We start from the raw sequence: 12,263 nt of genomic DNA, 5'->3' as shown, positions 1-12,263 counted from the left end.
AAGGGTTCGCGTCTACGCCTTCCTGACCGCGATACTCCCTGCGGCGGGGAGGGCAGATGGACGAGTTCGTGTGTGCGCGATGTGGCGCCGTACTGACGGCTGCGGTGTCACGGGTCGCACTTCCGACCCACGCCAACCAGCAGGTCTGGCATATCTTGTTGCCCGCCTTGATGGCAGCCGGAACGTACGCCGTCGACCCCGAGCCCTCTGGGCCTCCATGGCGACTATGGGATGAAGTTGGGTCGGAGGAAGCCGAGGCTCGGGGCGTGTTCGCTCCCGTCTTCTCGCTGTCCTTCGGGCCGGCTGGAGCGATCGTGGTTGCTCCTGGCGACACCCGCGGCACCGTCCTGATCCCAGAGCGATGCGACGGCTACTGCATGGGGCTGGACGGCAGGGATGGCCCCAACCTGGCCTGTGCACAGTGCGGGCAAGCGGTAGCAACCCGAATCGACGACTGCTCGCTGTGGCAAGCCGTCTGGTTCGTCCCTGCCGCAGTACGCCGTGTTGCTTCCCTTGGACCTGTCAGCCCGCCACTCAGCTGGGACACGCTCGTCAAGCAACGCCAGGTCGTGTATCCGGTCGATGCACGGGGCATCTGGAGTGCGCGCTGGGAAGCCGCCATCGGAATGTCCTTGGCCCATCTGCTGGCGTCGTCAGCAGGAAGTCCCGTGACAGTGCCGCACGGTCTGCTTCAACCGACCTTCGGCCGCGCCCTCGACGTACTGATCCCAGCTGGGACGACGCCGAAGCGATTGGTCCTGGCCGGACCGGAGCTACCCGCGTCTCTGGAGGACGCTGACCTCCTCTTGGCCCCCGTCCATCCACAGACAGGCTTGGCCTGGCGGCCGCCCGGCAACGCGGTGACGGTTCCGCTGGACGCAGACATTTGGACCTATCTGGCCTTCGACGAAGGCCGTTCACCGATGCCCGCGACGGGCGGTATGCCTGACGGCGTGCTCCGCGACGACCCGTTGCCGATGCGGCCTCTCAGCATGTTCGACCCCGACGTACAGGTGTTCCTCCACACTCTGGCCCGGCTGCCCGCCGTCCGTCACCCCTGGCTCCGCGCCATCTTCGATCGGGCCACGGAACAGCAACGCTTCGCCCGCTGCTGGTAGGCGCAAACATCGCGCACTGACGCCAAGGACAGGTAGTAGTCCCGCTGGGACCGCGGATTGACTACATGCTGAGCGCGGCCAGCGGTGTACGTAGATACCTACTACCTGTCCTTGGCGACGCGGGGATCACCCGGAAGCCGGTGCACCGGATCGCCAACCCCGAAGACTCCGGAGCCCTTACCTACTGGAGGATCTGACCGTCTCCAAGGAGCTGATCAGGTGTTCAGTTGCAGTCCTGGACGGTGCGGTCCTGGTGGTAGACCTTCCGGGTGTCGGAGAGGCCGCGGGAGAGGAAGTTGCCGGCGGCACGGGCCGGCTGTCCGGCGGCGAGGAAGAGGGTTCCGCTGTCGCCGTCGGGCGGGGACACCCTGATGGTGATGTCGCCGCGGGCGTTCACGTCCAGTGCTCTCGAGTACTCGTAGGGGAGGACTGTCTTGCGGCCGGTGCGGAGGTCCCAGCGGACCGGCTGCGGCACGCCGTCGGCTCTGGTATCGGACCCGACTGCGACGCCATTGCGGATCGCGACGACCTCGCCGTCGGTGGCCGGCAACACCTTGTAGCCACCCGTGGCAGGCCACACGACCGTCGCGACGGCCACCGGATCGCCTTCCTCGTTGTACTTCTTGGCGCTGCCGACGATCGTGCCGTCGCCGTCGATATCCGTAGCGAAGGAGTTGATGAAGCCGGCCGGCTGCGGCAGCACCCGGACGGTGCCGTTCGCGGACCAGGCGATCGCCCGATCGCGGTGGCCTTCGCCGAAGACCGCGGCGAAGCCGACGACCTGGCCGGCGGTGTTGTTCGCGTTCGCGTAGCTCGCCTCGTAGCCGGCCGGGTTGGCCAAGGTCGTGAGCCTGCCGTCGCGGACCCGCCACGCACGCTCCTGGTGGTTTCCGACCACTTCGGCGCGCGCATTGACGTCGTGCGCGTAGTAGCCGGTCTCACTGGAGCTGTACTCGGTCAGCTTCAACGGAGCTCCATCGCGCCAGAGCACCACGGCGGAGCCACCGTCCTGACGGTTCGAATAGCCGACCTGGTAACGGCCGTACGGGTCGGCGGCCACGACGCCGGCCTCCTCGCCCGCGACCAGCGGAGGCAGCGGCGGCAACTCGGCACAGGCTGCGGCCGGCGCGGCGGTGGCCGGAAGTGCGGACACCAACACGGCCGGCACGAGCGTCAGCACTGCGAATCCCGCGGTGACTTTCCTCATGACCGAACATCCCATCCTTTGGCGGACATTCATCCAGCTTGGCCGCGGTCCAGGGTTCAGCCCAATCACTTTCGGGCAGCCTGAAGCCCCCGGAGCCAGAGTTCGTGGAGCCGCACCTAGCTTCAGGTTCGGGGGGCGAAGCCGGTTTTGTAGGCGACTACTACGGCTTGGACTCGGTCGCGGACGTTGAGTTTGGTGAGGACTCGGGCTACGTGGGTTTTGACGGTGGTTTCGGCGACTGTCAGCTCGGTTGCTATCTCGGCGTTCGAGAGGCCGCGGGCGATCAGGCGGAGGACTTCCAGTTCGCGGTCGGTGAGGGCGGTTAGTTCGGGGGGTAGGGCTTGGGGGGTGGCGGGGGCGACGAACTGTTCGACCAGGCGGCGGGTGATCGCGGGTTCGATGAGGGAGTCGCCGGTGGCGGCGGCGCGGACGGCGGCGATCAGGCGGGTGGCCGGGGAGTCTTTGAGGAGGAAGCCGGCGGCGCCTGCTTGCAGGGCTCGGTAGACGTACTCGTTCTGGTCGAAGGTCGTGAGCACGATGATCGTCGGCGGGTCGGGGTGCCGGCGGATCTCCTCGGTCGCGGAGAGGCCGTCGAGCTCGGGCATCCGGATGTCCATCAGGATCACGTCCGGTTTGACCAGTTGGGACTGCCGGATGGCCGCCGTACCGGTGTCGGCCTCGGCGACCACCTCGATGTCGCCCTCGGCCTCCAGGATCACCCGGAAGCCGGTGCGCACGAGGGTCTGGTCGTCGGCGACGAGGACACGGATCACACGGTGATTGTGCCCTCATCCGTACGGCGACCGCGTCATCCGCAGGGAGGACGGGCGAGCCGGACAATCGTCCTCGCGCCAGACGTGGACGACGGACGCCGAAATCTACCTTCGCCACATGGGTCAGAAAGGCCCGTGGCGAAAGGACAATCCGATGAACGAGACCTTCCAGGGAATCCGGCCCCTCGACTACGTCCTGGCCGGCGTGCTGAGCGTGGCGGGCGTCTTCCTCATGTACGAGAACACCGCCGCGTCGGGCGCGGACCTCGCGCACCCGCTCTCGACGACCACCTGGGCGATGATTCCGGCGTTCCTGCTGGTCACGCTGCCGATCCTGTGGCGCCGCCGCAGCATCCTCGGGGTCGTCGGCATCACCACCGTGACCACGCTGGCGCACGTGCTCGCGTTCGGCTGGGTGACTCGGTGCGGCGTGGCCCTCCCGTTGGCGTTCGCCCTCGCGTACGGCGTCGCCCGGTACGCCGGCGCTCGTCGGAACCACCTGATCGGGCTGGCCGGAATCGTCGTACAGCTGGTCGTGATGCTGGCCAGGGACGCCTCGATCGACACGATCGCGAACGGGCTGATCGTTGCCCTTCCGGGCACCGCGCTCTTCTACGGCGTCGGTCTGCTCGTGCAGAATCGAGTCACCAAGCAGTCCGCGAGCATGGCCTCGGCCGACCAGCGCCTGGCCGCCTGAGCGATTGCTGCGAGGAGGAGCCGGCGATGGACGCCACCCAGCAGCAAGGAAGCCGCGGGATCAAGCCCGTCGACTGGCTCCTCGCGGGCGGGCTCACCGCGATCGGGGTGCTCCTGATGCTGGAGAACATCCAGATGCCCGACACCGAGGTTCAGCAGGCCATCGCGGAGGGGTCGATGGTGCACGGGACGAGTTCGCACTCGTTCTGGATGATCCCGGTGTTCGTGCTGGCGACAGTGCCGGTGCTCTGGTGGCGGCGCAGCATTCTTGCCGTCACCGGCGTCTCGGTCGCGGTGCTGGCCTTGCACGATGTGCTTTTCGGGTGGGTGACCCGCTGCGGCGCGGGTCTCCCGCTCGCCTTCGTGCTGACGTTCCTCGGGGCGCTGACGGTCAAGCGAACGAAAGCCTGGATCGTCTGCGGCCTGAACGTCGTACTGACCGGACTCGTGCTCGTGGTCGACGCGACCACCGGGCCGAGCGTGATCCTGCTGGCCGTGCCGGTCGTGGTGATCGTCTTCGCCGTTGGTCTGGCGGCTCGGCATCGCAGTGTGCTGAATCAGGAACTGGCGAACCGCGAGGCGGAGCTCCGGCAGTTGCGTGACGAGCGGGCGGCGCTCGACGTCGCGGACGACCGGGCCCGGCTGTCCCAGCAGCTCGACGGACTGCTACAGGACCGGCTCGGGGAGTTGACGACGGCCGCCGAGTCGGCCGACGGGCTGCCACCGGCCGAGGCGAAGGCAGTGCTGGAGTCGATCGAGTCGGGGAGCCGGCAGACGCTGGACGACATGCGCGAGATCGTCGGGCTGTTGCGTGGTGACGATCTGGCGCTGGCACCGTCACCGACGGTCGCTCACCTCGACACCCTGCTCGCGCGGCTGCGGACCGCTCATTCGCGGTTGACTGTGACGGGTGATCCACGCGCGCTACCGGCGACGGTCGAGCTGTCGGCGTTCCGGATCGTGGAGCATCTGATCACCGCGCTCGCCGATCAGGCCGGTGCTCCGATCGAGGTCGCCGTACGGTTCGAGGCCGATGCGCTGGAGATCCGGGTGAACGGGCAAGTGGGGGAGAGCGCTGATCTGAAGGCGGCCGTTGCTCGAGCGAAGGAGCGTGCGCGGCTGCTCGGGGGTTCGCTCGAAGTCAAGGTGAGCAAGGGCCGCGCCGGTGCCGTTGCCTATCTGCCGGTCGTCGGCTGATCCGAGATGACGGCCGTGCGGAGGCTCGAGCAGCTGGCGATCGCGGCAGTGGTGGTCGCCGCGGTCGCGGTGCCGACGGCGTACCACGGCTGGCCGACGACGCTGATCGGCAACATCTTCACTGCCTCGCTGCTCGGCTGTGGACTGACGCTGATCTGGTGGCGGACTCAGCCGCGGCTCGTCGCATTGCTCGGCGCGGCCTTCCTGCTGGTGCCCGCGTTCCTGGGGGACTCCGGGTGGTTTCCGGATACCACGTTCGCGATCATCGGCCTGTTGACGCTGGTAGCCGCGCTCGGCTGGTCCGGGCGCTCGGCCTGGGTGGCGGCGATAGGGCTCGTCGTTTACCTGTCCACGCTGTGGTGGGTGCTCGGTGATACCAGCGAGGTCGCGCTGGTGATGTTCAGCGTGCCCAGCTTCCTCGCCGGAACTGTCCTGCGGCTTCGTCGCGAGACGGCCGACGAGCTCGCGCACCGGGGGCGCGAGCTCGAGGAGGAACGCGAGCTGTTCGCGGAGATCGCCGTCCGCCACGAGCGGGCCCGGATCGCCTCCGAGCTGCACGACATCGTCGCGCACGCGATCAGCGTGATGGTCATCCAGGCCGCCGCGGGGCAGCGGCTGATCGATCGCGACCCGGTCCAGGCCGAACAGGTCTTCGCGGACATCGCGGAGTCTGCCCGGCAGGGGCGCGACGACCTGCAACGGCTCGTCGAACTGCTCGGCGGAACCGAGGTCAGCGGACCGGAGCTGTCGCTGATCGGCGAGGTGGTGACGCGCGCCGCGCGTGGCGGGCTCGATGTTTCCTGCCGCTTCGAAGGTGAACGCGACGGCTTCGCCGCACCGACGACCCACGTCGCCTTCCGCGTGGTGCAGGAGAGCCTGACGAACGCCCTGCGCTACGCACCAGGCGCCGCCGTACGAGTCCTGGTCAACGGCTCCGGCCGAGCCCTGACCGTCACCGTCGAGAACGACCACGCGCTCCGCGACCACCCACGCCTGTCCGGCACCGGCCGCGGCCTGATCGGCCTCCGCGAACGCGTCCAAGAACTCGGCGGCCGTTTCGCCGCCGGCCCGGCCCCCGGCGGCGGCTGGCGCGTCGAAGCAACCCTCCCCGGCGGCCCGTAGGGCGGGTCCACAGGGTTTGGGTCGGGGGCGTTGACAGCGTTGTTTCGCGTGGGATGGTGAGTGGGCAGTCTTCCGCGTCCGCCCCGACTCTTTGCGGAGATGAAATGCGAAAACTTCTTGCTGTGTTGGTGCCGCTTGCGTTGTTGCTGGGCATTCCCGCGCCGGTCGTCGCGGCGGCCGGGCAGGTGCCGGCGACGATTCATACCGTCACGTTCGTGAACAACTCTGGGCAGACCCTGTGGATCGGGGCTGCTGTGAATGCCGACAGCTCGGTGAACATGAGTGGGTTGCCGACGTTGGCCAACGGACAGTCGGCGACTGTCACGATTCCCGAGGGAGCTTGGCCGTATCACTGGCGGGGGAAGTTCTTCGGCCGCCAGGGATGTAGTGGGCAGTCCGGGTCCACGTTCAAGTGTGCTGTGGGGGACTGCGGTCCGTATGCGGATCGGTGCAGTCTCGGTGAACAGCCGACGAGTTTGGCGGAGTTCAACTTCGACCAGAACGACGGGCTCGCGCCTTGGTACAACGTCAGCTATGTGAATGCGTTCGCGCTACCGATCACGATCAAGGCGAACAACGCGCAGGGCGGGCCGCCTGAATGCGAGACGATGGGCTGCCCGCAGAACCTGCTGCCCTATTGCCCGCAGGTCAACAAACGCGTTGGCACGAACGGCACCACGCCGTACTGCCTGAATCTAGACCGCGACCACAAGACGCCGTACAGCGATGCGCTGAGTTCGCGGTGTCCCAAGGCCTATGCCTGGTCCAAGCAGGACGCGGAAGGCGGCAACCAGACTGTGCGCCAATGCCGGAACTGCAGCGGCTTCACGGTCACCTTCCACGCGGTGTAGGTCACCCAGTCGGCTCGTCCTCCTGGTCCGCGCCCCCGGTCAGGAGGACGAGCTTCCCGTGCAGGCGGCCCTTCTCGCCGACGCGGTGCGCCTCGGCGACCTCGGCCAGCGGGAAGGTCTGCGCGACCGGGAGCGAGAAGCCCCCGGACTCGATCAGGTCGCCGATCGCCTGCAGCGAATCGCTCGCGCGCCCCTCGTCACCGCGGCTGAACCGTACGCCGTACTCCTGCGCACCGAAGAAGTCGGCGACCGTGATGACGTGGTCGGCGCCGCCGGCAAGCTCGATGAGCTCGGGCAGGATGCCGCTTCCGGCCACGTCGAGCGCCAGATCGACACCATCGGGAGCGATCGCGCGAACCCGGTCGGCCAGCCCCTCGCCGTACGCGACCGGCTCCGCTCCGAGGGAACGTAGGTAGTCGTGGTTCGCCGGGCCGGCGGTCCCGATCACGCGTGCACCACGCAGTACGGCGAGTTGGGTCGCGGCACCGCCGACGCTGCCGGACGCGCCGTTGATGAGGACCGTGTTGCCGCTCGCGACTCCGAGCGTAGTGAGCGCGCGTGTGGCGGTCTCGACCGCGGCCGGTAAGGCAGCGGCGCCCGCGAAGTTGAGGGATGGCGGGATCGGCGCGTAGAACGCCAGCACCACGAAGTCGGCCTGGGCTGCTTCGTCGGCGGACAGACCGAACACGCGATCGCCGATCGCGACGTCCGCCACGCCCTCGCCGAGCTCGTCGACGACACCCGCCGCCTCCCGGCCCATGGTCCGCGGGAGCGGCTCGTCCGCGTCCATCAGCCCTTCGCGCTTCTTCCAGTCGCTCGCGTTGAGGCCGACCGCACGCACCGCGATCCGAATCTGACCCGGTCCTGGATGCGGCTCGGGGAGGTCGACAAGCTCGAGGACCTCAGGTCCGCCGAACCGGGAGAAGCTGACTGCCTTCATGGTGCGCTCCGATCTGCTCGACCCCATTGTTGCTCAGGGCCCCCGGACCGCCAGCACTGATCAAGTAGGCGACACGCCGAGTGGAGCGGCCGATCTGTCGGCGTGTCGGGAGGTTGGACAGTGGTGGGGGTCCGCCCTGCCACAGTCAGAAGTCGAATCCCAGTCCCAATCGGTCCAACGCTCTTAGCCAGAGGTTGCGGTGGCCGGCGTGGGCGTCGGCATGGGACATCGACCAGCGGGTCAGGTGGATGCCGGCGGAGCGAATGGGTTCAGGTGGGAACGGGACCGGGCGGCTGCGGACCATGCTGAGTCCGGTGCGTTCGGTGGACTCGCGGTACAGGTGGTCGAGGATCACGTCGGCGCCGAAGCGGGTCGCGGCGACGCCGAGCCCGGTGTACCCGAGGGCGTAGGCGGTGCGCCCGGCGTGGGCAGTGCCGAAGAAGGCGCAGAAGCGAGTGCTGGTGTCGATAACGCCGCCCCAGCGGTGCGTGAAACGAAGCCCCTCCAGCTGAGGAAACGTGCTGAAGAAGTGCTCGGCCAGCATGTTGTGGATCGCGTCGCGCTGCTCGTACGCCGGATTGATCCGGCTACCGAAGTGGTAGAGCGGGGTGTACCCGCCCCAGATGATCCGGTTGTCGCGAGTGAGCCGGTAGTAGTGGAAGAGGTTCGACGCATCGCCCACCCCCTGCCGGTTCTTCCAGCCGATGCTGGCGAGCTGCGCCACGGAAAGCGGTTCACTAGCCAGAACCAGGTCATAAACCGGCACGGTGAACAAGCGCAGGCGACGCAACAGCGACGGGAAGGCATTCGTGGCGAGCGCGATCCGCGACGCCCGCACCGCGCCGGACACGGTGGTCAGTCGTCCCGAATGCAAAGCAGTCACGCGGCTGTATTCATGGATGCGAACGCCGAGATCCAGACAGGCCTGCCGCAGCCCCCACGCCAACCGGGCAGGCTCGACGAGGGCCGTGCCCCCAGGATCGGACAGCGCACCGAGATACGTGGGTGAGTCGAGCTCCGCCCGTACGGCGTCCTGATCCAGCAGCACGGCACCGGGCCGGCGGGACACCTCCTCGGCCAGCTCCGCCAGGTGATGCGGTGCGGTGGCGACTGTCAATTCCCCGGTACGACGCCAGTCGCAGTCGATGCCGAGTCGCTCGATCGTGGCGCCGATCGCGTCCAGGTTCTCCGTGCCGAGGCGTTCGATCGTGGCGAGCTCATCGGGCCAGCGGGCGAGCCCGTTGCCGTACCCATGAGTGAGGCTGGCATCGCAGAACCCGCCGTTACGACCGCTCGCAGCCGACCCGCAGGTGTTGGCCTCGAGCAGTACGACGTCCAGATTCGGGTACCGCTCCTTGGCCCGCAACGCCGTCCACAGACCGGTGTACCCACCGCCGACGATCGCCAGGTCCGCCGTGATCGGACCGGTCAGCGGTGGCGCCGGCTCGGGCGCGGTCGGATCGTCGAGCCAGAAGACCTCCGGTGCAGCATCCGCCAGGGCTGCGATCACCGGACGCTCCGGCGCCGGCGGGTGACTTCGCCGGCCAGGACGAAGAGCAGCGCGATCAGGAACATCGCCGTACCGACGACGTTGATCTGCGGCGGGATGTCGCGTTGCGCCGAACCCCAGACGTACATCGGGAACGTCACCGTGGTCCCGGCGTTCAGGTTGGTGATGATGAAGTCGTCGAAGGACAGCGAGAAGCTCAGCAGCGCGGCCGCCATGATGCCGGGGAAGACCAGCGGGAAGGTGACCCGCCAGAAGGTCTGCCACTCGTTCGCGTACAGGTCCATCGCCGCCTGTTCGAGCCGGCCGTCCATCCCGGCCAGCCGCGCCTTCACGGTCACCACCACGAACGACAGGCAGAACATCACGTGCGCGATCAGGATCGTCCAGAAGCCGAGCTTGCCGCCGAACCCGCTCGACACGAACAGCGCCAGCAGCGACGACCCGAGCACGATCTCCGGCGAGGCCATCGGCAGGAAGATGAACAGGTTCGTCGCCGACCGCCCGCGGAACCGGTGCCGCACCATCGCGAACGCCATCAAGGTTCCCAGCGCGGTGGCCACCACCGTGGCCAGCAAACCGATCCGCAACGAAGTGCTGACCGCGTCGCACAATCCGTAGGGCTGGCACGGATGCAGCCAGTTGTCCCAGGTGAAGCCGTCGAACGTGTACGACAACCGCCCCTTCGGCTGGTTGAACGACATCAGCATCACGACGACGATCGGCGCGAACAGGTACAGCAGCACGATGAGCCCGAGCACCATCACCAGGTGCCGGCCGATGAAGCGTCCGACCCGTGTCATACGAGCTCATCCGTTCCGGCGCGACGAACATAGATCAGGACCAGTACGACGATCGCCGCCATCAGCGTGACCGACAACGCGGCCGCGGTCGGGTAGGCGCCGGCGGCGAACAGTCGCTGGATGTCGTTGCCGATCATCCGCTGCTTCGGCGTACCGAGTAGTTGGGCGTTGATGTAGTCACCAGCCGCCGGAATGAACGTGAGCAGGGTGCCCGCGACCACCCCGGGCATCGACAGCGGCAACGTCACGACGCGGAACGTCGTCATCGGGCCGGCGAACAGATCGCCACCGGCCTCGATCAGGCGCCGGTCGATCTTCTCCAGGCTGGCGTACAACGGCAGCACCATGAACGGCAGGAAGTTGTAGGTCAGACCCGTCACGACCGCGGCCGTTGTCGCCAGCAACCGTCCGTCGGAGCCGAGGAGGTGCAGCCACTTCAAGGCGTCCACGACGAAACCGTTGTCGCTGAGCAGCAACTTCCAGGACAGGGTGCGGATCAGGAAGCTGGTGAAGAACGGCGCGATCACCAGCGCGAGCATCAGGTTCTTCCAGCGGCCGGCCTTCATCGCGATCGCGTAGGCGAGTGGATAGCCGAGCAGGAGGCAGAAAGCCGTGGTCAGCAAGGCATACCAGAGCGATCGCAGGAACGGCCGCGCGTAGTCGACCATCGTCGTGCCGAAGTTCTGCCAGTGCCAGGTCATCGAGAAACCGTTCTCGATCGACCCGTTCGGATCGTACAAACTTGCCGCTAGCAACGACACCAGCGGGACCACGAAGAACAGCAGCAGCCACAGACCGCCCGGGAGCAACAGCAGGTACGCCGTGAACCGCCGCCCGGACCGTGGTGGCGGCGGATCCGGGGCCTTGGTCGTGGCGCCGAGCTGGCCGACGGCGCTCATTCCACGTCCTCCACCCCAGCCAGCGCGTCCTGCGCGGCGTCGAGCACGAAGCTGTGCGCCGGTCGCCAATGGAGATCGACCGGGTCGCCAGGCACGAACGCGTCGCGGGCACCGGTGTTCTGCTCGAAGACCGTGAGCTCCTGTCCCCACGGCAACTTCGCCAGGTACTGCGTGCTGACGCCGACGTAGCTGACATCCGTGACGACTGCGCCGCGGAGCTGGTTGACGCCGTCTCCCTCCTCCGAGCCGGCCGCGGCGAGGAAGACCTTCTCCGGCCGGATCCCCAGCCAGACCTCGCCTTCGCTCACGCGGCAGCGCGCGGTCGGGACGATCACCTTGCGGCCCTGGACCTCGACGATCAGGTTCTGATCGGAGTGCCCGATGATCGCGCCGCGGATCAGGTTCGACTGGCCGAGGAAGTTCGCCACGAAGGTCGTGGCGGGGAGGTCGTAGAGCTCGGCGGGACTGCCGAGTTGCTCGATGCGGCCGCCGTTCATCACCGCGATCGTGTCGGCCATCGTCATGGCCTCTTCCTGATCGTGGGTGACGTGCACGAAGGTGATGCCGACCTCGGTCTGGATCCGCTTCAGCTCCAGCTGCATCTGGCGGCGGAGCTTCAGGTCGAGCGCGCCGAGCGGCTCGTCGAGGAGCAGGACCTGCGGGCGGTTGATCAGCGCGCGAGCCAGCGCGACCCGTTGCTGCTGGCCACCAGACAGTTGCCCTGGGCGCCGTTTGCCGTAGTCGTTCAACTCGACCAGGTCGAGCATCTCCTCGACCTTCGGCTTGAAGTCCTTGATCTTGCGGCGCTTCAGCCCGAACGCGACGTTCTCGAAGATGTCGAGATGCGGGAAGAGCGCGTAGTTCTGGAAGACGGTGTTCACCGGACGCTTGTACGGGCGCAGTCCGGTGATCTCGTCTTCGCCCAGGCGGATGGTTCCGGTGGTCGGCTCCTCCAGCCCGGCGATCATCCGCAGGGTCGTCGTCTTCCCGCAGCCGGAAGGGCCGAGGAGCGCGAAGAACGTGCCTGCGGGGACGGTCAGATCAAGGTTGTCGACGGCTCGATGACCCGCAAACTGCTTGCTGATTCCTGTTAGTACCAAATCACCCGACTGGGGTGGTGGGGTGGGGGAGGAAATCTGCTGAGTCATCT

Annotated in this window: 12 protein-coding genes; 5 read left to right on the top strand and 7 right to left on the bottom strand. The window is 67.5% G+C overall.

Annotated features, from left to right (window positions below; genetic code table 11):
• Nucleotides 1-56: 56 nt before the first annotated feature.
• On the top strand, nt 57-1,118 hold the full coding sequence (locus OG474_RS17025) for a hypothetical protein (RefSeq protein WP_405063275.1): 1,062 nt from the start codon (nt 57-59) through the stop codon (nt 1,116-1,118).
• A gap of 223 nt (nt 1,119-1,341) precedes the next feature.
• Here OG474_RS17025 and OG474_RS17020 read toward each other — a convergent pair whose 3' ends face one another.
• Both OG474_RS17020 and OG474_RS17015 read right to left on the bottom strand, forming a co-directional pair.
• Nucleotides 1,342-2,325, bottom strand: coding sequence for a hypothetical protein (locus OG474_RS17020; RefSeq protein WP_405063274.1), 984 nt, complete (start codon nt 2,323-2,325; stop codon nt 1,342-1,344).
• A 122-nt stretch (nt 2,326-2,447) separates the two neighbouring features.
• Nucleotides 2,448-3,098, bottom strand: a complete 651-nt coding sequence (locus OG474_RS17015) for a response regulator (RefSeq protein ID WP_405063273.1) — start codon at nt 3,096-3,098, stop codon at nt 2,448-2,450.
• 154 nt (nt 3,099-3,252) lie between these two features.
• On the opposite strand from OG474_RS17015, the gene OG474_RS17010 reads away from it, so the two are divergent.
• From OG474_RS17010 to OG474_RS16995, 4 genes are all read left to right on the top strand, one after another.
• The gene (locus OG474_RS17010) at nt 3,253-3,795 is read left to right on the top strand and encodes a hypothetical protein (protein ID WP_405063272.1); all 543 of its coding nucleotides are present in this window, start codon (nt 3,253-3,255) and stop codon (nt 3,793-3,795) included.
• Nucleotides 3,796-3,821: 26 nt separating this feature from the next.
• Nucleotides 3,822-4,991 (top strand): sensor histidine kinase, encoded by a 1,170-nt coding sequence (locus tag OG474_RS17005; protein WP_405063271.1) that lies wholly within the window; start codon nt 3,822-3,824, stop codon nt 4,989-4,991.
• 15 nt (nt 4,992-5,006) lie between these two features.
• A complete protein-coding gene (locus tag OG474_RS17000) occupies nt 5,007-6,113 on the top strand; it encodes a sensor histidine kinase (protein WP_405063270.1) in 1,107 nt (368 codons plus the stop codon).
• A gap of 104 nt (nt 6,114-6,217) precedes the next feature.
• The gene (locus tag OG474_RS16995) at nt 6,218-6,964 is read left to right on the top strand and encodes a thaumatin family protein (RefSeq protein WP_405063269.1); all 747 of its coding nucleotides are present in this window, start codon (nt 6,218-6,220) and stop codon (nt 6,962-6,964) included.
• Nucleotide 6,965: 1 nt separating this feature from the next.
• Here OG474_RS16995 and OG474_RS16990 read toward each other — a convergent pair whose 3' ends face one another.
• The 5 genes from OG474_RS16990 to OG474_RS16970 all read right to left on the bottom strand — a co-directional run bounded on the left by OG474_RS16990 (nt 6,966) and on the right by OG474_RS16970 (nt 12,261).
• Entirely contained in the window at nt 6,966-7,904 is a 939-nt protein-coding gene (locus OG474_RS16990) for an NADP-dependent oxidoreductase (protein ID WP_405063268.1), read from the bottom strand.
• Between the two features lie 145 nt (nt 7,905-8,049).
• The gene (locus tag OG474_RS16985; RefSeq protein ID WP_405063267.1) at nt 8,050-9,414 is read right to left on the bottom strand and encodes an NAD(P)/FAD-dependent oxidoreductase; all 1,365 of its coding nucleotides are present in this window, start codon (nt 9,412-9,414) and stop codon (nt 8,050-8,052) included.
• Nucleotides 9,411-10,214 carry an ABC transporter permease gene (locus tag OG474_RS16980; RefSeq protein WP_405063266.1) on the bottom strand — a complete coding sequence of 268 codons (804 nt, stop codon included), beginning with the start codon at nt 10,212-10,214 and terminating at the stop codon, nt 9,411-9,413. Before OG474_RS16980 ends, OG474_RS16985 begins: the two co-directional genes overlap by 4 nt.
• On the bottom strand, nt 10,211-11,113 hold the full coding sequence (locus tag OG474_RS16975) for an ABC transporter permease (RefSeq protein WP_405063265.1): 903 nt from the start codon (nt 11,111-11,113) through the stop codon (nt 10,211-10,213). Before OG474_RS16975 ends, OG474_RS16980 begins: the two co-directional genes overlap by 4 nt.
• Nucleotides 11,110-12,261, bottom strand: coding sequence for an ABC transporter ATP-binding protein (locus OG474_RS16970; protein ID WP_405063264.1), 1,152 nt, complete (start codon nt 12,259-12,261; stop codon nt 11,110-11,112). Before OG474_RS16970 ends, OG474_RS16975 begins: the two co-directional genes overlap by 4 nt.
• Between the last annotated feature and the right edge of the window lie 2 nt (nt 12,262-12,263).

This window comes from Kribbella sp. NBC_01505, assembly GCF_045040285.1.
Taxonomy (GTDB): domain Bacteria; phylum Actinomycetota; class Actinomycetes; order Propionibacteriales; family Kribbellaceae; genus Kribbella.
This window is presented reverse-complemented; position numbering and strand designations above follow the sequence as displayed.